Annotated in this window: 19 protein-coding genes; 10 read left to right on the top strand and 9 right to left on the bottom strand. The window is 68.9% G+C overall.

All coding sequences use genetic code 11. The features are described 5' to 3' along the window. Window positions 1–190: 190 nt before the first annotated feature. The 3 genes from RHCRD62_RS17945 to RHCRD62_RS17935 form a co-directional block, all read right to left on the bottom strand. Complete coding sequence (locus RHCRD62_RS17945) at window positions 191–1,180, bottom strand: alpha/beta hydrolase (protein ID WP_172671091.1); 990 nt, start codon at window positions 1,178–1,180, stop codon at window positions 191–193. 311 nt (window positions 1,181–1,491) lie between these two features. Continuing rightward, window positions 1,492–3,597 (bottom strand): 3-hydroxyacyl-CoA dehydrogenase NAD-binding domain-containing protein, encoded by a 2,106-nt coding sequence (locus tag RHCRD62_RS17940; RefSeq protein WP_050066094.1) that lies wholly within the window; start codon window positions 3,595–3,597, stop codon window positions 1,492–1,494. Continuing rightward, a complete protein-coding gene (locus RHCRD62_RS17935; protein WP_050066093.1) occupies window positions 3,598–4,818 on the bottom strand; it encodes a thiolase family protein in 1,221 nt (406 codons plus the stop codon). Between the two features lie 227 nt (window positions 4,819–5,045). Between RHCRD62_RS17935 and RHCRD62_RS17930 the strand changes: the two genes are divergently transcribed. After that, window positions 5,046–5,807, top strand: coding sequence for an SGNH/GDSL hydrolase family protein (locus tag RHCRD62_RS17930; protein WP_050066261.1), 762 nt, complete (start codon window positions 5,046–5,048; stop codon window positions 5,805–5,807). Between the two features lie 415 nt (window positions 5,808–6,222). Then, window positions 6,223–6,348: a hypothetical protein gene (locus RHCRD62_RS26640; protein WP_301280729.1), complete on the top strand. Its 126-nt coding sequence runs from the start codon at window positions 6,223–6,225 to the stop codon at window positions 6,346–6,348. Between the two features lie 72 nt (window positions 6,349–6,420). Here RHCRD62_RS26640 and RHCRD62_RS17925 read toward each other — a convergent pair whose 3' ends face one another. Next, window positions 6,421–7,185, bottom strand: a complete 765-nt coding sequence (locus RHCRD62_RS17925) for an oxygenase MpaB family protein (protein ID WP_050066260.1) — start codon at window positions 7,183–7,185, stop codon at window positions 6,421–6,423. A gap of 335 nt (window positions 7,186–7,520) precedes the next feature. On the opposite strand from RHCRD62_RS17925, the gene RHCRD62_RS17920 reads away from it, so the two are divergent. Next, window positions 7,521–8,135, top strand: a complete 615-nt coding sequence (locus tag RHCRD62_RS17920) for a TetR/AcrR family transcriptional regulator (RefSeq protein WP_050066092.1) — start codon at window positions 7,521–7,523, stop codon at window positions 8,133–8,135. 7 nt (window positions 8,136–8,142) lie between these two features. On the opposite strand, the gene RHCRD62_RS17915 is transcribed toward RHCRD62_RS17920, so the two are convergent. Continuing rightward, window positions 8,143–9,390 (bottom strand): ribonuclease D, encoded by a 1,248-nt coding sequence (locus tag RHCRD62_RS17915; protein WP_050066091.1) that lies wholly within the window; start codon window positions 9,388–9,390, stop codon window positions 8,143–8,145. 127 nt (window positions 9,391–9,517) lie between these two features. On the opposite strand from RHCRD62_RS17915, the gene RHCRD62_RS17910 reads away from it, so the two are divergent. Next, window positions 9,518–10,747: an alpha/beta hydrolase gene (locus tag RHCRD62_RS17910; protein WP_050066090.1), complete on the top strand. Its 1,230-nt coding sequence runs from the start codon at window positions 9,518–9,520 to the stop codon at window positions 10,745–10,747. Here RHCRD62_RS17910 and RHCRD62_RS17905 read toward each other — a convergent pair. After that, window positions 10,733–11,308, bottom strand: a complete 576-nt coding sequence (locus tag RHCRD62_RS17905; RefSeq protein WP_050066259.1) for a DUF3000 domain-containing protein — start codon at window positions 11,306–11,308, stop codon at window positions 10,733–10,735. The two genes, RHCRD62_RS17910 and RHCRD62_RS17905, sit on opposite strands and share 15 nt — an antisense overlap. 127 nt (window positions 11,309–11,435) lie before the next feature. On the opposite strand from RHCRD62_RS17905, the gene hemE reads away from it, so the two are divergent. The 6 genes from hemE (at window position 11,436) to RHCRD62_RS17875 (ending at window position 19,529) form a co-directional block, all read left to right on the top strand. Then, a complete protein-coding gene (gene hemE, locus RHCRD62_RS17900; RefSeq protein WP_050066089.1) occupies window positions 11,436–12,533 on the top strand; it encodes a uroporphyrinogen decarboxylase in 1,098 nt (365 codons plus the stop codon). Then, complete coding sequence (locus tag RHCRD62_RS17895; protein ID WP_050066088.1) at window positions 12,530–13,882, top strand: protoporphyrinogen oxidase; 1,353 nt, start codon at window positions 12,530–12,532, stop codon at window positions 13,880–13,882. Before hemE ends, RHCRD62_RS17895 begins: the two co-directional genes overlap by 4 nt. A gap of 5 nt (window positions 13,883–13,887) precedes the next feature. Continuing rightward, window positions 13,888–14,583 carry a hydrogen peroxide-dependent heme synthase gene (hemQ, locus tag RHCRD62_RS17890; RefSeq protein WP_050066087.1) on the top strand — a complete coding sequence of 232 codons (696 nt, stop codon included), beginning with the start codon at window positions 13,888–13,890 and terminating at the stop codon, window positions 14,581–14,583. A gap of 173 nt (window positions 14,584–14,756) precedes the next feature. Further along, window positions 14,757–15,890, top strand: coding sequence for an endonuclease/exonuclease/phosphatase family protein (locus RHCRD62_RS17885; protein WP_157050974.1), 1,134 nt, complete (start codon window positions 14,757–14,759; stop codon window positions 15,888–15,890). A 47-nt stretch (window positions 15,891–15,937) separates the two neighbouring features. After that, complete coding sequence (locus tag RHCRD62_RS17880; protein WP_050066085.1) at window positions 15,938–18,217, top strand: molybdopterin-dependent oxidoreductase; 2,280 nt, start codon at window positions 15,938–15,940, stop codon at window positions 18,215–18,217. A gap of 43 nt (window positions 18,218–18,260) precedes the next feature. Next, window positions 18,261–19,529 carry a serine hydrolase domain-containing protein gene (locus RHCRD62_RS17875; protein ID WP_084734339.1) on the top strand — a complete coding sequence of 423 codons (1,269 nt, stop codon included), beginning with the start codon at window positions 18,261–18,263 and terminating at the stop codon, window positions 19,527–19,529. A gap of 4 nt (window positions 19,530–19,533) precedes the next feature. On the opposite strand, the gene RHCRD62_RS17870 is transcribed toward RHCRD62_RS17875, so the two are convergent. From RHCRD62_RS17870 to RHCRD62_RS17860, 3 genes are read right to left on the bottom strand one after another with little or no spacing between them, the layout of a single operon-like run. Next, complete coding sequence (locus tag RHCRD62_RS17870; protein ID WP_050066083.1) at window positions 19,534–20,499, bottom strand: L-lactate dehydrogenase; 966 nt, start codon at window positions 20,497–20,499, stop codon at window positions 19,534–19,536. Window positions 20,500–20,550: 51 nt separating this feature from the next. Further along, the gene (gene msrB, locus RHCRD62_RS17865) at window positions 20,551–20,988 is read right to left on the bottom strand and encodes a peptide-methionine (R)-S-oxide reductase MsrB (RefSeq protein WP_050066082.1); all 438 of its coding nucleotides are present in this window, start codon (window positions 20,986–20,988) and stop codon (window positions 20,551–20,553) included. Window positions 20,989–21,001: 13 nt separating this feature from the next. Further along, entirely contained in the window at window positions 21,002–22,243 is a 1,242-nt protein-coding gene (locus tag RHCRD62_RS17860; protein ID WP_172671090.1) for a glycosyltransferase family 87 protein, read from the bottom strand. Window positions 22,244–22,299: the final 56 nt, after the last annotated feature.

Raw genomic sequence — 22,299 nt, 5'->3', positions numbered from 1 at the left:
CGTGACGGCGAGAGCCGCGACGCCGGCGCGCAGGAGAGAGTGCTTCACATAGGGGAGGCTAACCTATGGTGTCTCCGTTCCGGAATGGTCCGTGATCACGAATCGGGAGCAAACCGCATCGCCCCATATCGGAAAAAGCCGGTGCCGCGGGACGTGTCCCGCGGCACCGGCTTTTTCGTGCTCGGTCGGATCAGCCGATGTTCGCCGACAGGTCGGGGATCATCCGGTTGACCTGGTCCTCCCAGTTCTTCCAGTTGTGCACACCCGTTGCGGGGTAGTCGTAGTGGGCATTCCGCGCGCCGATCGTGGCCATCCGGACCTCGAACGCCCGCGTGTTGGCCAGTGCCAGTGCTTCGAGAGGCACCGCCTGCACGATTCCCAGTGCGCTGCTCACGTCTCCCTGTCCGGGTACCGCGCTGCCGGATGAGATCCACAGTCGCGTGTTGTTGTCGCGGAGTTGAGGTGCGAACACGAACGGGTCCATGCGCAGCCACTGCGGGCCCCACGGGGGAGCCATCGAGTCGATGTTGAAACCGCCCGCCGAGATCATCGCGACGCGGAGGGCCTCACGCATCCCGGGAGCCGAGGTGTTGAGGAACCCGGAGTACGAGCCCGCGAAACTGAACTGCTGCGGGTAGTAGCCGGCGAGAGCCAGCGCGGCGCTGCCACCCATCGAGAGCCCGAAGACGCCGTTGCGGGTGGACCGGAACCCGAGTCGGTTTTTCAGCTCACGGGGAAGGTGCTGCGTCAGGAACGTTTCCCACTTGTACGTGTTCCGCTTCCCTGCGACGTCATTCCCGGCGGCCGACGAGCCGACGGCGGACGATCCGGCGGACCCCGAGCTCGATCCGTCCGTACCGAAGAACGTGCTCGGTGCGTTCCAGTCCAGGTAGAAGCTGGACTGGCCGCCGACCGGCATCACCACGTTGATGTTCGCCGCGGTCAACGCCCGCGCAACGTTGGTCTCGATCTCCCAGCCGTTGAGGTCGTCCCGCGCCCGCATGCCGTCGAGGGCATACACCACACGGTTGGTGTTGCCGTTGGCCGCGCGGAAGACGCGTGACTTGATTGGGCCCATCTCGGAGTCGACCCAGAAGTCGAAGCCGCTCGGATCGAACGCCGCGTTCGCGGTGCCGACGGGACCTGCTACCGACGCCCCGAGCGGTAGCACGATCGCCATCGACACCAGAACAGCGCGTCTGAGCAATCCGGTGCGGTCGGGAGAGCCGGCAGCCCCCCCAGTTCTCCAGAGGCGTAATCGCATCGTGCTCGGGCCTTTCGTTCGGTGCGGCCAATGCACAGCCGCGGGTCACGGGCCCGTGCACTTTACCGCGCGACGCGTGTCCCACGTCATCTGCGTCGCCCCGGTGTCGCGCGTGTCGGGTCTATATTGCCTGGTCAGTGGCGTATCGCGCGGGGATGATTCCCCTCCGACGAAACGGGCGCGGCGCGGGATCATCCCGTGCCGCGCCCGTGTGTGGTGCGGGTTGGTTAGACGCTGGCAACACCCGGTGCCAGGAACCGCTTGCCGTTGACGGCCTCGGAGGTTCCGGTGCGATCCAGGTACGGGGTGATGCCGCCGTTCCAGAATCCGAAACCGCCACCGAGGATCAGGCAGAGGTCGATGTCCTCGGCCGCCACGACGACGCCCTCGTCGAGCATGATGGCGATTTCCTCGGCGAATGCACGGCGGGTGCGCTCGAGGACCTCGTCGGCGGTGGACGGCTTGTCACCCTGCGGCCACAGTGCGGCCACCTCCGGGTCGACGACCTGGCCCTCGGGCCCATAGGTCCACACGCCGGGCTTGCGGGCCTCGACGAGGGCCTCGAGCCCGGGGGAGGACTTGAACCGGTCCGGGTACGACGCCTGCAGGGTCTCGCCGGTGTGCAGTGCGACGGCGGGGCCGACCAGAGCGAGCAGCGTGAACGGGCTCATCGGCATGCCGAGCTCGGCGATCGCGTTGTCGGCGACCTCGAACGGGGTGCCCTCGTCGACGGCGGCCATGACCTCGCCGAGGGTGCGGGTCACGAGCCGGTTGAAGACGAACCCGGCCTTGTCGCCACACAGCACCGCGGACTTACGCAGCGACTTCGCGGTGGCGAAAGCCGTTGCGAGAGTGGCATCGTCGGTCTTCTCGCCCTTGATGATCTCGAGCAGAGGAAGCACGGCGACCGGGTTGAAGAAGTGGAAGCCCACCACGCGCTCGGGGTGCGCGAGTTCGGAGGCCATCTCGGTGATGGACAGCGAGGAGGTGTTGGTGGCCAGAACGGTCTCGGGGGAGATGTGCTCCTCGAGTTCCGCGAACACCTTCTTCTTGACGTCCATGTTCTCGAAGACGGCTTCGATGACGAAGTCGGTCTTCGCGAACGCGGCCTTGTCGAGGGAACCGGTCACCAGCGCCTTGAGGCGGTTCGCGGCGTCCGGGGACAGCCGGCCCTTGCCCTGAAGCTTGTCGATCTCGGCGTGGACGTATCCGACGCCCTTGTCGATGCGCTCCTGGTCGATGTCGGTGAGGATCACCGGCACCTTGAGCTGTTTGACGAACAGCATCGCGAGCTGGCTGGCCATCAGGCCGGCTCCGACGATGCCGACGCCCGTGATCTTGCGAGCGAGGGACTTGTCGGGGGCTCCGGCGGGGCGCTTCGCGCGCTTGTTCACCAGGTCGAACGCGTACAGGCCTGCCCGCAGCTCGTTGGACATCAGCAGGTCTGCGAGGGCCTCGTCCTCGGCCGCGAACCCTGCGTCGAGGGTCGCGGTGTCGGTGAGGTCGACCGCGCGGGCGGCGTCGAGCAGCGCGACGGTGCGCACGGCGCCGAGCGCGTTGTTCTTGGTCTTGCCTGCGACGAGCGCGGTGGCACGGGCGATGGCCTCGTCCCAGCCTGCGCCGCGGTCGATCTCCGGGCGGGCAGGGACGATCTCACCTGCGAGCACCTTGGCCGCCCAGGAGAGTGACTGCTCGAGGAAGTCGGCGGAGCCGAGGACGGCGTCGGCCAGACCGAGCTTCGCGGCCTGCGCGGCGCCGATGACCTTGCCGTTGTTGAGGGGATTCTCCACCGCGATCGTCACCGCGTTCGCCGGCCCGACGATGTTGGGCAGCAACTGCGTTCCACCCCAGCCGGGGACCAGACCGAGCATCGCCTCGGGCAGGCCGAGGGCAGGCACGTTGTCCGCATAGGTGCGGTAGTGGCAGTGCAGGCCGACCTCGAGGCCGCCGCCGAGCGCGAGGCCGTTGACGAACGCGAAGGTGGGCACGGACGAATCGCGCAGGCGGCGGAACACCTTGTGGCCCAGGCGGCCGAGCTCGACGCCCTGCTCGCGCGAGGTGATCGACGGGACGCCCTTGAGGTCGGCGCCCGCGGCGAAGATGAACGGCTTGCCGGTGACGGCGATTGCGGCCGGGTTCGCGTCGAACGCGACGTCGAGGGCGGCGTCGAACGCGAGCAGGCCGGCCGGGCCGAACGAGTTCGGCTTGGTGTGATCGAACCCGTTGTCGAGGGTGATCAGCGCGACCGGGCCGTCGATGCCGGGCACCGCGACGAGCTTCGTGTAGGCGTTCGTCACGACCTCGTCGGCGAAAGCGCTTGCAATGTCACTCATCTACTTGCCTCCGGCCTGGTAATCAGCGTGGTTGGGGTTTTCCCAGATGACGGTGCCGCCCATGCCGAGGCCGATGCACATGGTGGTCAGGCCGTATCGGACGTCGGGGTTCTGCGCGAACTGACGCGAGAGCTGCGTCATCAGGCGGACCCCGGAGGAGGCGAGGGGGTGGCCGCACGCGATGGCACCGCCCCACTGGTTGACGCGCGGGTCGTCGTCGGCGATGCCGAAGTGGTCGAGGAACGCGAGCACCTGCACGGCGAACGCCTCGTTGATCTCGAACAGTCCGATGTCCTCGATCTTCAGGCCGGTGCGGGCGAGGAGCTTCTCCGTCGCGGGGACGGGTCCGATGCCCATCACGGCGGGGTCGACGCCCTGGTAGGCGAATCCGACCATCCGCATCCCGACCGGCAGGCCGAGTTCGGCGGCGGTGTCTTCACCGGCGAGGATCGCGGCGGTGGCGCCGTCGTTGAGACCGGCCGCGTTGCCCGCGGTGATCCGGCCCGCGGGACGGAACGGGGTCTTGAGCTTGCCCAGGTCTTCGAGCGTGGTGCCGGGGCGCGGCGGCTCGTCCTCGGTGGCCAGGCCCCAACCGGTGGCGGAGCGGGTGGCGACCGGCGCGAGCATCTCGGAGATGTATCCGGCCTTGCGAGCGGCTTCGTACTTGTTCTGCGACGCGATCGCGTAGGCGTCGGTGCGGTCCTTGGTGATCGCCGGGAACCGGTCGTGCAGGTTCTCGGCGGTGTTGCCCATGACCAGGGCGGACGGGTCGACGAGCTTGTCGGCGAGGAAGCGGGGGTTCGGGTCGGCGCCCTCGCCCATCGGGTGCCTGCCCATGTGCTCGACGCCGCCCGCGATGACGACGTCGTACTGGCCGAAGCCGATGCCGGAGGCGGTGGTGGTGACCGCCGTCATCGCGCCCGCACACATGCGGTCGATCGCGAAGCCGGGAACCGTCTCGGGCAGGCCCGCGAGGATGGCAGCGGTGCGGCCGATGGTCAGGCCCTGGTCGCCGGTCTGCGTGGTGGCGGCGACAGCCACCTCGTCGACGCGCTCGGGCGGCAGCTGCGGGTTGCGGCGCAGCAGTTCACGGATCGCCTTGACGACCAGGTCGTCGGCGCGGGTCTCGGCATAGATGCCCTTGGCGCCGGCCCTGCCGAACGGAGTGCGGATGCCGTCGACGAAGACGACGCCGCGACCCTGCGAAGTGGATGGAGACACGCTGTTTCCTCCTGGTGGGGGGAGATGCTCACCGTCACCGTTGCCCTTGCGGCGGTGAGGCCTGTATTTGCCCTCGTAGCGAGCCGTGCGCGTTCGCTACCGGTCGGTAACTTAGTCTACGTCAATACCGCCGGTACCGACATGAGGGATCGTGTGAGAGCACGAGCCCGCACCCGCTATAGTCAATTTCTTTAATAGTGAATTCGGCACTCCGGGAGGTATGTCAGGTGTTCACCAGGTATGTCGCGATCGGCGACAGTCAGAGCGAGGGCCTGAACGACGGCGACGACGCCGCCGGCTACCGCGGCTGGGCCGACCGGCTCGCCGAACGGCTCGCCGTCGTCGACCCCGAGGTGCGGTACGCGAACCTGGCGATCCGCGGCAGGCTCGCCGCGCAGGTCAGGATGGAACAACTCGCGCCCGCACTCGCGCTCGAACCGGACCTCGCCTCCGTCGTCGCGGGCGTGAACGACCTGCTGCGCCCGAAGTTCGACCCGGTGACGGTCGCGGGTGAACTGGAGATCGCATTCGAGGCGCTGACCGCCTCCGGTGCGCGGGTGCTGACCATGGCGTTCCCGACGCTCGGTGCGGGAATGCCCGGCGGGTCCGCGATCAGGGGTCGCATCGTCGCGCTCAACGCCGAGATCCGCGCCGCCGCCGACCGGCAGGGGGTCGCGTTGGTCGATCTCGAGGCGTATTCGGTGTCGACGGACCCGCGACTGTGGAGCTGGGATCGTCTGCACCTGAACGCGGACGGGCACGAGCGCCTCGCTGCGGCCGCTGCCAGCGCCCTCGCCCTGCCGGGTTCCGACCTGTCGTGGCAGGAGGATCTGGGACCGCTGCCGTCCGTGCGATTCGGGGACCGCGTGCGCGGGGACGTGGAATGGGTCGTCCGCTTCCTCGGTCCATGGCTCGGGCGCCGTGTGCGGGGCACGTCCTCCGGTGCGGGACGCACCGCGAAGCGGCCGCAGTTGGCGCCCGTGAGTTGACCGTGTCGAGCGTCACGCCGTCGCTGTCGACGAAATGTGGCCGACAACACGCGAATTCGGTGCCCATTCCTGCGAGCCGACGGCGGGAAGGTGTCAGGGAGGTGAACGGCGGCCGACGGGCGCGTCGGCCGGGGTGGCCTGAGGTTCGTGTTCGCCGTGCGGCGAGGTGATCCCCCTCACTGCGATTTGTGCGGTACTGCTGCTCGGTTGTGTCGGGTGCGGTCGCATTAAGTGGCGTATTGGCTTGCGGCGCAGCGGCATTGGACGTCCGAAGTTGCTCCGTGTCGTCGACGGACGTTTGTCGCTACTGCTGAGTAACCGCGCTTGTCAAGGCCGTGACCACTCGCAACGCGGGCAGTACGTTCGTGCTGTGTCCACATCGCGGGCACGAATCACACATTGAGGGAGGACAATCGTGGGATCTGCTGAGATCGCTTCCATCGTCACCGGAGTGGCGACCATTCTGACCGTGATCGAGAAGCTCAGCACGGCAAGCAGTGCGGGCGACGAGACCGGGAGCCTTTCGACGCTCTCGGCCTAGTTCACGCACGAAGAGGCGATGGTGGTCGGGAGTGAATTGTCTTGGTCACCATCGCCTTTCGTCGGCCTCGAATCACACCGGTGAGCGTCCAGTTCGCAGGCGCCAGCGCAGGTCGGCCATCAGGTAGTTGTACGGGAACTCGCGCAGCACTGTCGGCATCCGTCGGTTGACGGTGGCGATCACCTTCATCATGCGGTCGAATCTCTTCTGGTCCTTTGCCGTCCACGAGTACCGCATCTGGTCCCGGAACTCCTGCGGCAGGAAGCCCTTCGTGACGAAGAGGTTGGTCCTGCCGATCAGCCTGGCGGTGAGAGGGTGCGCGAACTTGGCGCGCGCGATGTAGTCGAGGTGCTCGCGGGTGGCGTCGTCGATGTGCACCTTCTTCAGTGACTCCGCCCAGTACTCCTCGAACGCGTCACGGGTTGCGGGCCACATCTCTTCCTTGACCTGAAGGGTGGTGCCGAAGACCGCGCCCTTCTGGTAGTAGTACTCGCGCTGCGCCGGGGTGTACTCGCCGCGCAGCAGTCGATGGGTGTCCTCGAAGCCGCGGTAGATGCAGGCCGCGACCCACAGCTGCAGTTCCGGATCGAAGGCGTTGTACTCGACGGGGCTCTCGTCGGTCGACCGAACCTGGGCGTGCGCGCGGTTGACGCCGCGGCGGAACAGTCGCTTCTCCTCGTCGGTGCCCATCGATGCGACCGCGAGGAACTGCAGTGTGGTGCGGCTGCGCTTGATCGGATGGTCCAGCAGGCGTCCCGACTCGACCTTGCTCTCCATCACGCCGTAGCCGACCGCGGGCCACGAGAGCTGCATGATGACGTTCGCGGCGCCCGCCATCAGGGAGATTCCGTCGACGTGGGCCAGTACGGGCCCGCCGTCGATGGCCCGAATCGGCTGCTTGGGTGCCGCCGCCTTCCGTGCCGCAGGCTTGCGCGCGGCGGGTTTCGCGGCTGCCGGCTTGGCTGCGACGGGCTTCGGTGCCGCAGCCTCGGGTGCTGCCGCTTCGGGCGATTCGCTCGCAATCGTGCCGTCCGCCTCCGGTGCCACAGACATCTGCCCCTCCAGGTATCTCGTTCGGCCCCGTCGGCCGTATCTGAACACGACTGTACTCAGATATATGTACCGCGTACAAGGGTCGGATGAAAAGATCGCCCGATGGGAAGATTTAGGCCATGACGACGTCGGCACGGATCTACGCGGGAGTCGAGGGCGATCAGCGCAAGGCCGAACGACGGGCGCAACTGATCGAAGCTGGACTCGACCTGCTGGGAGGGCCCGACGGTGAGACGGCCTTCTCCGTTCGTGGAGTCTGCAAGAAGGCCGGACTGGCGAGCCGGTACTTCTACGAGTCCTTCGCCGATCGGGAAGCACTCGCGGTGGCCGTCTACGAGCACGCGGTCGGTCGAATCGCCGAATCGGCACTCCGGGCGGTCGCCGAGGCGCCGCAGGAGGAACGCGCCCTCGTGCGCGCGGTCGTCGCCATCCTCGTCCAGGAGATCTCGGACGATCCACGGCTCGGCCGACTCGTGTTCTTCGCATCCCTGAACAACATGCTCGCGCAGCAGCGATTGGAATCGGTGCGGATGTTCGTCGGCCTGACCATTGCGCAGGCCGTCGACTTCTACGACACACCGTCCGGCCCCGAACTCGACCTCGTCGGTCACTTCGTCGTCGGCGGTCTCGCCCAGATCCTCACTGCCTGGCTGGACGGTGCGGTCGAGGTGGACACGGAAACCCTGATCGAGCGCTGCACCGACCTGATGATCGCCGCGGGCAGCGTCAGGTAGTCGTCGCCTACGTCAGCGCTACGGCGAGTACGGGTGCGGTCAGTTCGCGCTGCCACGGCCTGGCGTCGCCGGCCTGGAGAACCGAGTCGACGAACTCCGTCAACTGGGCGGCATCCTCACCGGCATGGTCGGCGGGGACGTAGTCCCAGCACAGTCGCCGCACCAGCTCCGGCATCAGCAGGTTCTCGACCGGCACGGTCACCCGCTCGCTCAGCGTCGCCAGCTCGGCCCGTGCCGCAGCGAGCCGTTCCGCCGCGTCGGGGTGCTTCCGGGCCCAGCGTCCGGCGGGCGGTGGACCGGTGAACGGCTGTGTGACCGGTGGCAGCTCCGACTCGGGAAGCGCTCGGGCGCGTTCGAGCGCCTGGAGCCACACCTTCGAACTGCGGCGCTGGCGGGGCCCGCCGAAGACGGGCAGTGCCCGGAGCGCGTCCACGGACATCGGGTTCGCGCTCGCGGCCGCAGTGATCGCCGAGTCCGGGAGGATGCGGCCGGGCGCGATGTCGCGACGGGACGCGATCTCGTCGCGTGCCAGCCACAACTCACGGACCGCGGCGAGCTGGCGGGGCGACTTCAGGGAGTGGATCTGCGACGTGCGCCGCCAGCGGTCGGCCTTCGGCTTCGGTGGGCCCGCGAGACGGATGTGCTCGAATTCCTGTGCGGCCCACTCGGTCTTGCCCTGCGATTCGAGCTCGGCGGCGATCGCGTCGTGCAGTTCCACGAGCACCTCGACGTCGAGAGCCGCGTAGTTGAGCCACGATTCGGGAAGCGGACGGCGGGACCAGTCGTCGGCGCCGTGCCCCTTCTTCAGCTCCAGCCCGAGCAGTCGTTCGACGACCGCCGCGAGCCCCACTCGTTCGAATCCGGCCAACCGGCCCGCGAGTTCGGTGTCGTACAGCGAGGCAGGTCGGAGTCCGAGGTCCGCCATCCCCGGAAGATCCTGATCCGCCGAATGCAGGACCCACTCGAGGGGATTGATCGCCTCCGCGAGCGGACCGAGATCGCCCGCGACAGGGATCGGATCGACCAGGACCGTTCCCGCGCCGGCGCGCCGGAACTGCAGCAGGTAGGCGCGGTTGGAGTAGCGGAAGCCGGATGCTCGTTCGGCGTCGACAGCGAGCGGCCCGGTGCCACCCGCGAGCCGCGCTGCCGCCTCCGCGACCAGGCGAGGCGAGTCCACCACCTCGGGCAGCCCGCCCGACGGCGCCAGGAGGGGGACAGCGTTGGGTGCAGGCGAGGGGACGCTCGGCTCCGACATGGTAGGTGACTCTACGACGGCTGTCTCGGTCATCGAGGAACGACCCGGATCACGCGTGGCGGAATGCCCCCGCCGAGAGCGTGGCGTGTCCTAAATTCGATCCGGCGGTACACCCGAAAGGCAGCGCATGACCATTTCCTTCGCACTACGGCAGGCAGTGAACGCGGTGGCGAGCGTGAACGCGCTGCGCCCGATGGACGGCCCGCGCAGCGCCGTCCCCGCCTTCCTCGCGGGCTGGCTGACGTCGGAGCTCGCACCTCAACTACTCGCGGCCACCGCGGTCGACGCGGGCATCCACGTGGCGCGGCGCGGCGTTCGCACCCCGACCGATCGGATCGGGCTCGCCCTCGCCGCCGCGTCCGCTGCCGGATTGGCCGCGACCATCCTCACGGGGAGCCGGGCGGGCGCCGAGATGGACGCGGCGCTCACGGAGGTCGGCATCGACCTCCCGGGCCGTGCTGTCGACTGGCGGTCGTCGTCGAGGCCGTTCTCGTACCGCCGCGAGGGCGTGCGCCGTGTCCGGAACCTCGCGTACGCGCCCGGTGGCAAGCGCTTCCTCGTCGACGTCTACCACCACCGCGACACCCCGGCCGACGCGCCGATGCTGCTGCAGGTGCACGGCGGTGGATGGGTGATCGGTAACAAGGACCAGCAGGGACTTCCCCTGATGGTGGAGATGGCGTCGCGGGGCTGGGTGTGTGCGGCGGTGAACTACCCGCTCTCGCCCAAGGCGGTGTGGCCGGACCACCTCGTCGCACTCAAACGTGCGGTCGGGTGGATGCGCGCCGAGGGTCCGCAGTACGGGGGAGATCCGGGTTTTCTCGCTGTCACCGGTGGATCGGCAGGCGGCCACCTGTCCACGATGCTCGCGCTGACCGCGAACGACGCGGTGCTGCAGCCCGGTTTCGAGGACGTCGACACGTCGGTGCAGGCCTGCGTGCCGTTCTACGGTGCCTACGACTTCACCGGCGAATCGGGAATCCCCGCCGTCCGGTGGCGGGTCGAGTCGAAGCTGACCCGGATGGTCCTCGGGCGGGACGCAGTGTTCCCCGACTCCTACCTGGCCGCCTCGCCGCTCGCGAAGCTGCACGCCGGTGCGCCACCGTTCCTCGTCATCCACGGGACGAACGACTCGCTCATCCCCGTCGCCGAGGCCCGCGACTTCGTCCGGAGGCTCCGAGAGGTGTCCGACAACCCTGTCGCGTACGCGGAACTGCGCGGAGCCCAGCACGCCTTCGACCTCTTCCACTCCCTGCGCAGCGATCAGGTCACCACCCGAGTGGCGGCATTTCTGGAATGGACACGCGCACGCGCGGAGGAGGGAACCGAATCAGCGCAGCAGTCAGTGACCCAGTGAGGTGACGCCTGCGGGCGGCAGACCCGCCGCCGCGGCGAGTACCTCGCAGAACGCCTCGACGTGCGGCGCCAACGTGGTGCTGCCCGCAGTCCAGGACGCCCGCAGTTCCAGTTGGTGGGCGCGCGGCGGACCGGCGATGTCGCCGTATCGGACCGAACTGGTCGCGGTGACGGTGCCGCCGAGTGCGGTCACCTGCTCGTGGTGGGCGTCGAGGGCGTCGATCAGCCAGCTCCACGCGACTTCGGGAAGCAGTGGATCTGCCGCGAGGTCTGCCTCGAGGTCGGCCTGGATGTAGGCGACCAGGCGCAGGGTCCCGTTCCACGCCTCGTCGCCCGCGGGGTCGTAGAGCAGGATCAGCCGACCGAAGGCATCGCCCTCGGAGTCCTCGGCGACGGCGTCGGACTGCGGATGCCGGACTTCGGCGCCGATCGCATAGCTGTACGGGGCGAGTCGCTGAGGCGGCCGGATCGGGCCGATCTCGATTTGCGGGTGGACCGATGCCGCATGCATGGAGTCCACTGCGCTACGGAACGGCGCTGGCTCGGCGTTGGGTCCGGACATGGTCACAGAGCGGACGGTAGACCGGCCCCGATGATCGGCGCGGGAGGCGCGCCGGACGTCGTGTGGCGGCGGATCTGGCAGCATGACGGACGAGTAGCACGGACCAGGTGACGAAGCGTTGGGACACATGAGCGATCTGGAAGACACGAATTCGGCGATGACCACCGGCGCGCGGTACCCGTACCGCAGGCGCCTCACCGATGCGCCGCTGTTGGCCGCGGCCACCGGCGGACGACCGCGCCACCGGCCGGTGTGGTTCATGCGGCAGGCCGGGCGGTCGCTGCCCGAGTACCGGGAGATCCGGGCGGGGATCGGGATGCTCGAATCCTGCTTCAACCCGGAGCTGGTCTGCGAGATCACCATGCAGCCGGTGCGCAGGCACAAGGTGGACGCCGCGATCCTGTTCTCGGACATCGTGGTCCCGCTCAAGGCGGCGGGCATCGACCTGGACATCGTCGCGGGCACCGGGCCCGTCGTCGCGAACCCGGTGCGCACCGCCGCCGACGTCAAGGCGCTGCCCCGGCTGCGCGCCGAGGAGGTCGGCGCCGTCACCGAGGCGATCGCGCTCCTGACGACCGAGCTCGGGGACACCCCCCTCATCGGTTTCGCGGGCGCCCCGTTCACGCTGGCGTCGTACCTGGTCGAGGGTGGACCGAGTCGCAACCACGAGCGCACGAAAGCGCTCATGCACTCCGACCCGGCGACGTGGCATGCGTTGCTCGGCGCGCTAGCCGACACCACCATCGCCTTCCTGAAGGCGCAGCTGCACGCCGGTGTCGACGCGATCCAGCTGTTCGACTCGTGGGCGGGTGCGCTGTCGCAGGCGGACTACCGCACGTATGTCCTCCCGCACTCCGAGCGGGTGTTCGCCGAGGTCGCCGAGGCGGGCGTGCCGCGTATCCACTTCGGCGTGGGCACCGGTGAACTGCTGGGCGTGATGGGGGAGGCCGGGGCCGACGTCGTCGGTGTCGACTGGCGGATCCCGCTCGACGACGCGGCCCGCCGGGTCGGTCCGGGCAAGGCGCTGCAGGGCAACCTCGATCCCGCGGTGCTGTTCGCCGGCTGGGACGCGATCGAGAAGGAAGTGCGGCGCATCACTGCCGAGGCGGACCGCGCGGTTGCGGCCGGGGCCATCGGGCACATCTTCAACCTCGGCCACGGCGTCCTCCCCGACACCGATCCGGCCGTACTCACCGACGTCGTGGAGCTGGTGCATTCGCTGTGACCACGGTGGCGGTGGTGGGTGGTGGTATCTCCGGGCTCGTCGCCGCCTACCGGTTGCGGCAGCGCCTCGGACCGGACGCCCGGATCGTGGTGCTCGAGGAGTCGGATCGGTACGGCGGCAAGCTGCGGACCGTCCCGCTCGCCGGTGAGCCGGTCGACGTCGGGGCCGAGGCGTTCATCGAGCGCCGTCCGGAGGTGCCCGAGCTCCTCGCCGAGCTGGGCCTGTCCGACCAGGTGGAGCACCCGTCCGGGGCGCGGCCGCTGATCTGGGCGGGCGGGCGGCTGCATCCGCTGCCCGCGGGGACCCTCATGGGCATCCCTGCCGGGTCGGAGTCCCTGGTCGGGCTGGTCGACGCGGAAACCCTCGCGCAGATCGACGCCGAGCCGACCACACCCTTCCACTGGGACAGCACCACCGACGTCTCGGTGGCCGCCCTTGTCGGCGCCCGGTTCGGGGACCAGGTGGTCCGGCGCTCCGTGGATCCGCTGCTTGGTGGGGTCTACTCGGGCCTGTCCGACACGGCGGGCGTTCGGGCGGCGGTTCCGACGCTCGCGGCCGCGCTGGACGCGGGTGCGACGAGCCTGACCGAGGCGGTGCGCCGCGCGCTGCCACCCCCCTCGGACGCACCCGTGTTCGGGACACTCCGGGACGGGTACGGCGCCCTCCTGAACGCGCTTCGCGAGGCGTCGGCAGCCGAGTTCCACGACGGCACCAGCGCAGCGGCGCTGCGGCGGACCGGTGGCCGCTGGTCGATCGACCCGGTCGGCGAGGTCGACGGGGTCGTCCTCGCGATTCCCGCCGACCGTGCAGCGACGCTGCTCGCCGACACGGTGCCTGCGGCAGCGGCGCAGGCGCGCGACATTCCCCTCGCGTCGTCCGTCGTCGTCGCCATGGCGCTGCCGAAGAATGCTGCGCTGCCGAACAATTCGGGAATTCTGGTGGCCACCGGCGAGGACCTCTCGGCCAAGGCGTTCACGCTCTCGGCCCGGAAGTGGCCGCACCTCGGCGCGCGTGCGGTCACCCTGGCGCGAGCGTCGTTCGGCAGGTTCGGGAACGCCGCCCTCGTCGACGCCGACGACGAGCAGCTCGTCACCCTGGCACGCGCGGACCTCGCCACCGTCACCGGCGTCACCGATCAGCCCATCGCGACCTTCGTGCAGCGTTGGCACGGCGGCCTGCCGCAGTACCGGGCCGGTCACCTCGACGTCGTCGCGGCACTCGAATCCGAGATCGCCCTGGTCGACGGCATCGAGGTCGCGGGCGCGATGCTGCACGGCGTCGGCGTCCCGGCATGTGTCCGATCAGCCACGACGGCCGCGACACGGCTCGCGGAGCAGGTGGCAGGATAGGGGCCATGGCACGCCTCGATTACGACAAGCTCAATTCCACCCTGCGCTACGCGATGTTCTCGGTGTTCCAGGCCCAGCCCGGCGTCCTCGGTGACGACCGCGCGGCTGCGGTGAAGAACGCTCAGGACTTCTTCGACTCGTACGAGGACACGGACGTCGTCGTCCGCGGCATCTACGACATCGCCGGTGTGCGCGCGGACGCGGACTTCATGATCTGGACCCACGCCGAGAAGCTCGAGGACCTGCAGAAGCTGTACGCCGACTTCCGGCGCACGACGGACCTGGGCCAGGCCAGCGACCCGGTGTGGTCGAACGTCGCGCTGCATCGTCCCGCCGAGTTCAACAAGAGCCACGTGCCTGCGTTCATCGCGGGCGAGGAGCCGGGCGCCTACATCTGCGTGTACCCGTTCGTGCGTTCGTACGAGTGGTACCTGCTGCCCGACGCCGAGCGTCGCACGATGCTCGCCGATCACGGCAAGGCGGGACGCGGCTACCCGGACGTCCGCGCCAACACGGTGCCCGCGTTCGCGCTCGGTGACTACGAGTGGATCCTCGCGTTCGAGGCGCCGGAGCTGGACCGGATCGTCGACCTGATGCGCGATCTGCGCGCCACCGAGGCCCGCATGCACGTCCGCGAGGAGACGCCGTTCTTCACCGGTCCGCGTGTGTCGGTGGAGCAGCTGGTCAACTCCCTGCCCTGATCCTGTCCCCTGCGGCCGGGACGAAGTCGTGTCGTTACCGGCCGCAGGGGAGGGCTTTCTGTGTCACTCTCCGTAGTGGACGGCGGTTCCCACCTGCAACGGACGCCCGGGGAGTAGCGGTGGTGACCGTCGTCGGGTGTACCGGGCACGCCACCACGACGGAGGTAACCACCATGTCGCAGCGTTTCTCGAAGACCACCAGGCGGTTGTGCGTTCTTGTCGCGGTCGCCGCCGCGGTCGCGGTGGCGACGCCCGCCGCCGCGGCACCGAACAACGGCACCCCACCGGGTGAACCGAACAACAAGAAGGTCGCCGTGATGACGCGGAACCTCTATCTCGGAACCGGTCTGACCGACATCGTGACCGCACCGACCTTCCCGCAGTTCGTCGAGGCCGTCACCCGGGCCCGACAGAACGTGATCGACACCGACTTCGAGGCCCGCGCCGACGCACTGGCCACCGAGATCCAGCAGGCGGGCCCCGATCTCGTGGGTCTGCAAGAGGTCTCGCTGTGGCGGACCCAGACCCCCGCAGATCTCTCGGGCACCCCGAACGCGACAACCCCGTTCCAGGACTTCCTCGCGATCCTGCAGTCCGAGCTGGCCGAACGCGGCCTGGCCTACACCGCGGTTGCGACGTCGACCAACGCCGACGTCGAGGCGCCGTACCTGGATCCGGCGGCACCGGTGAATCCTGTGGTGGGACTGCCGCTGTCGGACATCCGGCTCACGGACCGCGACGTGATCCTCGCGCGATCCGGGGTGGCGACGTCGAACCCGCAGAACGGCCACTACGCCGCGCAGCTCACCGTGCCCACCGCGGCAGGAAGTACCGTCACTTTCACCCGAGGCTGGACATCGGTCGACGCGACCGTGAACGGCGCCTCGTTCCGGTTCTTCAACTCCCACCTCGAGACCGAGTCCCCGGTGCCCGCCATCCAGGTCGCGCAGGGTGCGGAGGCACTCGGAATCGTCACCGCGAGTCCGCTGCCCGTGATCGTCGTCGGCGACTTCAACTCCGACGCGGCGGGCACGACGACGCCGACCTACGCGAACCTGATCGCGGGCGGACTCGTCGATGCATGGCCCGCAGCCAACCGGAACGATCCCGGGCTGACGTGCTGCCAGAACGAGTTGCTGACGAACCCGGTGTCGGAGAACGCGACGCGGATCGACCTGGTGCTGACCAGGGGGGACTGGCAGGCCAAGAAGGTGTCGACGGTCGGAGCGGCGCCGTTCCGCGGCGCACCCGCGCCGCTGTGGGCCTCGGATCACGCCGGGGTGGTGGCCGAGCTGAAGCTGAAGTAGCGACCGGTGGCACACTGGCCACCGTGAGTTCGGAGCGGCGCCGGCAGATGGCGCACTGGGGAATGTTCGAGGCCGAGTCGGCGAACGGTGAGGTCACCGCGGTGCACCCGTTCGCCGGCGACGCCGACCCCTCACCGATCCTCGAGAACGCGGTCGGGTCGGTGCGTCACCGCTCGCGCGTCACCGGCCCGGCGGTCCGGCGCGGCTGGCTCGAGGGCGGCCCGGGTCCGTCCGATCGGCGCGGCGCCGACGAGTTCGTCGCGGTGTCGTGGGACGAGCTCACGGAACTGCTGGCCGGGGAGCTGCGCCGGGTCGTCGACAGGCACGGTAACCGGGCGATCTTCGGCGGCTCCTACGGCTGGTCGGCGCCGGGACGCTTTCACCACGCGCAGAGCCAGGTACACCGGTTCCTGAAGCAGTTCGGCGGCTACACGCGCTCGGAGAACAGCTACTCGCTCGGCGCGACCAGCGTGATCATGCCTCGGGTGATGGGCACGCACTGGAAGCTGTTCGCGCGCTCGACGAACTGGGACGTCATCGCCCGCGAGACCGATCTGATGGTCTGCTTCGGCGGCGTCCCACTGAAGAACACCGCGGTCAACGACGGCGGCACGAGCAACCACCCGACGCGCGGCGCGCTGGACGCGCTGCGCGCCCGCGGAGGGCGGATCGTCACGATCAGCCCTCTGCGCGACGACGTGCACGGTGAAGCGAAGTGGCTGGCGCCGCGGCCGGGCAGTGACGTGGCGATCATGCTGGCGCTCGGACACGTCCTGGCCACCGAGGATCTCGCGGATCGCGCCTTCCTGGACCGGTACACCGTCGGCTACGACAAGTTCGAGGACTACCTGCTGGGCCGCAGCGACGGCGTCGCGAAGGACCCGGCGTGGGCCGAGGGCCTGTCGGGGATTCCCGCCGCGACGATCGCGGACCTGGCCCGGCAGATGGCGTCCGGCCGGACGCTGGTCACGGTCACGTGGTCGCTGCAGCGGGTCCGGCACGGCGAGCAGGCACCGTGGGCGGGGATCACCCTCGCCGCGATGCTCGGCCAGATCGGTCTTCCCGGCGGAGGTTTCGGCCACGGCTACGGGTCGATGAACGAGCCGGGCCTGGCGCCGGTGCCGTACCCGCTGCCGACCCTGTTCCAGGGGCAGAACCCGGTCACCGAGTCGATCCCCGTCGCGGCGATCTCGGATCTGCTGCTGCATCCGGGGGAGCGGTACGACTACAACGGCGAGACCCGCACCTTCCCGGACATCCGCTTCGTGTACTGGGCGGGCGGCAACCCGTTCCACCATCATCAGGACCTCGGCCGTCTGCGCCGCGCGCTGTCGCGTCCGGACACGATCGTCGTGCACGACCCGTACTGGACCCCGATGGCCAAGCATGCCGACATCGTCGTGCCGTCCACGACCTCACTCGAGCGAAACGACCTGTCCTGCACCCGGAACGACCCGCTGATGGTCGCGATGCAGGCAGCGGTTCCGCCGTACGCCGACGCCCGTGACGACTACGACACCTTCGCGGCACTCGCACGCCGTCTGGGTTTCGGTGCGCAGTTCACGGAGGGGCGGACGTCGGGGGAGTGGATCGAGCACCTGTACGAGCAGTGGCGCGGTTTCGTGCGCGCCGACGGCGGCGAGGCGCCGCAGTTCGACGAGTTCTGGGCGCGCGGGCACGTCCGGATGCGCACCGAGGACGGTCTGACGCTGCTGGAGGATTTCCGCGCCGATCCGGAGCGCAACGCGTTGCGGACGCCCAGCGGGAAGATCGAGATCTTCTCCAGCGACATCGACGGATTCGGTTACGACGACTGCGCGGGGCATCCGACCTGGTACGAGCCCCAGGAGTGGCTCGGCGGGCAGCGTGCCGAGCAGTTCCCGCTGCACATGATCGCGAACCAGCCGAAGACGCGGCTGCACAGCCAACTCGACCACGGTGCCACCAGCCAGGCGTCGAAAGTACAGGGGCGCGAACCGATCCGGCTGCACCCCGACGACGCCGCGGCGCGCGGCATCGCGAGCGGCGATGTCGTGCGGGTGTTCAACGACCGCGGCGCCTGCCTCGCCGGGGCCGTGCTCGACGACGGACTGCTCGTCGGGGTCGTGCAACTGTCGACGGGTGCCTGGTACGACCCACTCGATCCGTCCGATCCGAATTCGATGTGCGTGCACGGAAACCCGAACGTGCTCACGCCCGACGTCGGGACGTCGCGCCTGGCGCGCGGTAGCACCGGGCAGCACGTGCTGGTCGAAGTCGAGCGGTTCGAGGGCGAGTTGCCGCCGATTCGCGCGTACGAGCCGCCGACAGTTCTTTCACATATGTGAACCATCTCACATCTCGCTGCGGCCCCGCGTAGCGTGAAAGCCCATGAACCGTAAAGCCGTACCTGGCCGACTGCTGCGGGTCACGGGCGTCGTGGTGACGCTGACCCTGTTCGCCGGAGCGTGCTCGGACTCCGACGACGCGTCCTCGGACGCCACGTCCACGACGGCAGGCACGGCCGCAGCATCGTCGGCCACCTCGGATGCCGGTGCCGTCAAGCCCGTCGATCAGGCGGGGCTGGAGGCCGCGCTCGAGGAGGGCGCGAAGGAGTTCCTGTTCCCCGGTGCGGTCGCGCTGCTCCGCACCCCGTCGGGCACGATCACCGCGACGTACGGCACCACCGAACGCGGCGGGGGTGACGCCGTCGCGCTGGACGACCACATTCGGATCGGTTCCAACACCAAGACGTGGACCGCGACCGCCATCCTGCAGCTCGCGCAGGAAGGGAAGATCGCGGTGACCGACCCCGTGTCGAAATACCGTCCCGACGTCCCGAACGGCGAGAACATCACCATCGCGCAGGTCCTCGACATGCGGTCCGGGCTCTACAACTACAGCGAGACCCCGGAGCTCAACGAGGCACTCGACAACGACCCGGGACGCGTCTGGATGCCGGAGGAACTGCTCGCCCTCGGGCTGTCGCAGCCGCCGTACTTCCCGCCCGGCGGGGGGTACCACTACTCGAACACCAACTACGTCCTGCTCGGTCTGATCGCAGAGCAGCTCGACGGCAAGCCGCTCGCCGAGATCTACCGCGACCGCATCATCGGTCCCGCCGGTCTGAGCAGCTCGTCGTTCCCAGAGCCGACGGACACCGCGCTTCCCGATCCGTACTCGCACGGCTACTTCTTCGGCACCAACATGCTCACCCTCACCGATCCGGCGTTGCCCGAGGACATGCAGGCCCAGGCGATGGACGGCACCCTCGCGCCGACCGACGTCACGAACAACAACCCGTCGTGGACCTGGTCGGCAGGCGGCGGAATCTCGACCGCCGAGGACCTCGCCACCTGGGCCGAGGCGCTCGCGGGAGGCAAGGCGCTGGACGCCGACATGCAGAAGCAGCGGCTGGCCAGTGTCCAGCCGACGGACCCGTCCAGCCCCGAGGCAGCGGGCTACGGCTGGGGCATCGCGAAGATGGGGCCGATGTACGGGCACACCGGCGAGCTGCCCGGCTACAACTCGTTCATGGGTTCGGACCCGGAGAAAGGGGTCACGCTGATCGTGTGGGCGAATCTCGCGCCCGGCGCGAACGGGCACGATCCGGCCTCCACGATCGCGAAGAACCTGATCGAAGAGATGTACGCCGGCTGAGGTGTCACAGTCCGAGCGCGCGCTGCACGTCCCGCAGCGCCTGCGCGGACGCTTGCAGTCCCTCCGCCTCACCGCCGGACAGCGGCACCTCGAGCACCCGCGTGGCCCCGCGTCCGTCGACGAGGGTCGGCAGCGACAGACAGACCCCGTCGATGCCGTACGCGCCGGTCTGCATCGAGGACACGGGGAGCACGCGATGCTGGTCGCGCAGGACGGCCTCGACGATCCGTGCCGTCGACAGGCCGATCGCCAGATTGGTGGCGCCCTTGCCCTCGATGATCTCGTAGGCGCTCCGCGTCACCTGGGCCGACAACTCGGCGCAGGCGTTCTCGTCGAACACCGGGCCGGCGCCAACGTCGTAGCTCAGGGCGGGCACCCCGCCGATCGTCGCGCTCGACCACAACGCGATCTCCGAATCGCCGTGCTCGCCGACGATGAGCGCGTGCACGTTCTCGACGGCCACGTCGACGCGCTGCGCGACCAGGAATCGCAGCCGACCCGAGTCGAGGACCGTGCCCGAGCCGAAGATCCGGGGCGCACACTCCGCACCCGCCGTGCGCACGGCCGCGTACGTGACGATGTCGACGGGGTTGCTGACGAACACGATCACCGCGTCGGGGGAGAGGTCGAGCAGCGCCGGGGTCAGTGCCTGGACGAGTTCGACGTTCGCTGCGGCGAGGTCGAGTCGAGACTGTCCCGGGCGCTGCTTCACGCCCGCGGTGACGACGATCAGGTCTGACGCCGTGGTCACCGCGAGGTCGTCGGCACCGTCGATGAGACATGCCGGCGCGAACTGCGTGCCGTGGTTGAGATCCAACACCTCGGCTCGGACCTTGCCCGCGTTGGTGTCGTACAGCGCGAGTGAATCCGCCGACCCGCGGATCAGACACGCATACGCGACCGCGGTGCCGACGCTGCCTGCCCCGATGATGGACACCTTCGACTTACGCGACGCCCTCGTAGCGGTCATGGACAAATCGTCCCCGCCTTCGGCGCTCGGCGCAGTGCGAGCCGGGACGACCTACCCCGTTTGCGTCAGGCGCAGTGAGATCGAGTTGATGCAGTACCGCTGGTCCGTCGGCGTCGGATATCCCTCGCCTTCGAAAACGTGCCCGAGATGGCTGTGGCAGTTGGCGCACAGCACCTCGACACGGCGCATTCCCAGCGAGTCGTCGGCACGCAGGATCACCGCGTCCGAATCGGCGGGGTCGAAGAACGACGGCCACCCGCAATGCGATTCGAACTTCTCGGTCGAGGTGAACAGCAGCGCGTCACACGCGCGGCAGTGGTACTCGCCGACGGTCTTCGTGTCGGTGTACTCGCCGACGAAGGGACGTTCGGTACCCGCTTGCCGAAGCACCGCGTACTCCTCGGGTGTCAGCTTCTCGCGCCACTGCGCGTCGGTCAGCTCGAACCCGGGCTTGCGGCCCGCAGCGGTGTGCTCAGAATCCGGGGTCATGCAACCACGCTACTCAGGATGCGACGGGAACGACTTCCCGCTCCGGTTCGTCGAACGCCGGATCGATGCCGCGGTCGAGGCGACCTTCGCGTTTCGCGGTCAGGTACCGGGTGACGAGCACACCGCAGATCACGAGCAGCAGCAGGCTCCAGCCAAGTGTGGTTTTCATGTACTCGGCCGCCCGCCCGGTCGCTGGGAACCGGCCCGACAGCCAACTGTCCAGGGACATGAATCCGTACACCGCGAGCCAGGCCGGCCAGTTCCGCATCACCGAGTTGCGCAGCACCACGGTCATCAGCAACGGCAGCAGCATCATCGAGTAGTACATCTGACCGAGCGAACCGAGCAGGAACGAGCCCGCCATGAGAACGCCGGTTGTAGTGGTGAGGAAGAACAGGCGGTCCTCGCGGTAGTACCGGTAGAGCAGCCACAGCGACACCAGCACAACCACGGCGAAGACGCCCCTGAGTCCGAAGATCAGCCAGGTCGGCAGGTTGTAGTAGGCGCCGTTACCGACGATCGCGGAGTTGAAGTAGTCCCGCGACTCCATCAGGTACGGCAACGTGTGGTGCACGAACTCCATCGGGTCGACGGCCAGGGGCCACGCGACCGCAGTCAGGACCAGCGGGACCCCGACCGCCGTGACCAGTGCGCGCCACTGCTTCGTCACCAGCGGGAGCAACAGCAGGGGGGCGAGTACGGGTTTGATCGCCAGCGTCAATCCGATGGCGACGCCCGCCCATGCGTCACGCCGGCGCAGGAGAAGCAGCAGGAACGCGACCTCGCCGAGCAGGATCACGCCGTTGACGTTGGTGAAGACCAGGGTGTTGGTGACCGTCTCGCTCGCGAACATGCCGAGGAGCAGGATCGGGGCGGCGATGGAGTCGAGTGCCAGACCGAACATGCGCAGCAGCAGGTAGCCGGCGATGATCACGGCGACCGCGTTGCCGAAGATGAACAGCCAGCGGGACCGCTCGGGGTCGATGATCGCGATCGGCGAGAGCAGCAGTGTGCCGCTCGGCGCGTACAGGTAGTGCGGGTCCACCCAGTTGAAATTGGCGGTGTACACCGGCTGCCGGTTCAGGAAGGCCAGTGCGGCGTTGTACACCGGTGTGAAGTCATCGGTGCGCGCCCCGTTCACGGCCTTGACCAGCACGCGGTGCAGGACCGTCATGATCGCGAGCGGCCAGAGCGCGAACTTCACCACCTCGGCGGTGGTGCGGGCGGTACGCGGCTCGAGCTGTCGAAGGAACACCGTGGCACGGTACCCGACGCGTCGCCTCCGCCGCCCCAAGACGCCGCCCGGATTCG

It is taken from the genome of Rhodococcus sp. RD6.2, from assembly GCF_001040705.1.
GTDB lineage: Bacteria > Actinomycetota > Actinomycetes > Mycobacteriales > Mycobacteriaceae > Rhodococcus_G.
Note: the sequence above shows the minus strand (reverse complement) of the source record. Positions and strands in the feature narration are given on the sequence as shown.

What these genes read in the sequence shown, in the direction of transcription:
- RHCRD62_RS17945 (WP_172671091.1), bottom strand. Translation starts at nt 1,180, where the DNA reads ATGGCGATCGTGCTACCGCTCGGGGCGTCGGTAGCAGGTCCCGTCGGC.
- RHCRD62_RS17940 (WP_050066094.1), bottom strand. Translation starts at nt 3,597, where the DNA reads ATGAGTGACATTGCAAGCGCTTTCGCCGACGAGGTCGTGACGAACGCC.
- RHCRD62_RS17925 (WP_050066260.1), bottom strand. Translation starts at nt 7,185, where the DNA reads ATGGCGGGCGCCGCGAACGTCATCATGCAGCTCTCGTGGCCCGCGGTC.
- RHCRD62_RS17920 (WP_050066092.1), top strand. Translation starts at nt 7,521, where the DNA reads ATGACGACGTCGGCACGGATCTACGCGGGAGTCGAGGGCGATCAGCGC.
- RHCRD62_RS17915 (WP_050066091.1), bottom strand. Translation starts at nt 9,390, where the DNA reads ATGTCGGAGCCGAGCGTCCCCTCGCCTGCACCCAACGCTGTCCCCCTC.
- RHCRD62_RS17910 (WP_050066090.1), top strand. Translation starts at nt 9,518, where the DNA reads ATGACCATTTCCTTCGCACTACGGCAGGCAGTGAACGCGGTGGCGAGC.
- RHCRD62_RS17905 (WP_050066259.1), bottom strand. Translation starts at nt 11,308, where the DNA reads ATGTCCGGACCCAACGCCGAGCCAGCGCCGTTCCGTAGCGCAGTGGAC.
- hemE (WP_050066089.1), top strand. Translation starts at nt 11,436, where the DNA reads ATGAGCGATCTGGAAGACACGAATTCGGCGATGACCACCGGCGCGCGG.
- hemQ (WP_050066087.1), top strand. Translation starts at nt 13,888, where the DNA reads ATGGCACGCCTCGATTACGACAAGCTCAATTCCACCCTGCGCTACGCG.
- RHCRD62_RS17885 (WP_157050974.1), top strand. Translation starts at nt 14,757, where the DNA reads ATGTCGCAGCGTTTCTCGAAGACCACCAGGCGGTTGTGCGTTCTTGTC.
- RHCRD62_RS17880 (WP_050066085.1), top strand. Translation starts at nt 15,938, where the DNA reads ATGGCGCACTGGGGAATGTTCGAGGCCGAGTCGGCGAACGGTGAGGTC.
- RHCRD62_RS17875 (WP_084734339.1), top strand. Translation starts at nt 18,261, where the DNA reads ATGAACCGTAAAGCCGTACCTGGCCGACTGCTGCGGGTCACGGGCGTC.
- RHCRD62_RS17870 (WP_050066083.1), bottom strand. Translation starts at nt 20,499, where the DNA reads ATGACCGCTACGAGGGCGTCGCGTAAGTCGAAGGTGTCCATCATCGGG.
- msrB (WP_050066082.1), bottom strand. Translation starts at nt 20,988, where the DNA reads ATGACCCCGGATTCTGAGCACACCGCTGCGGGCCGCAAGCCCGGGTTC.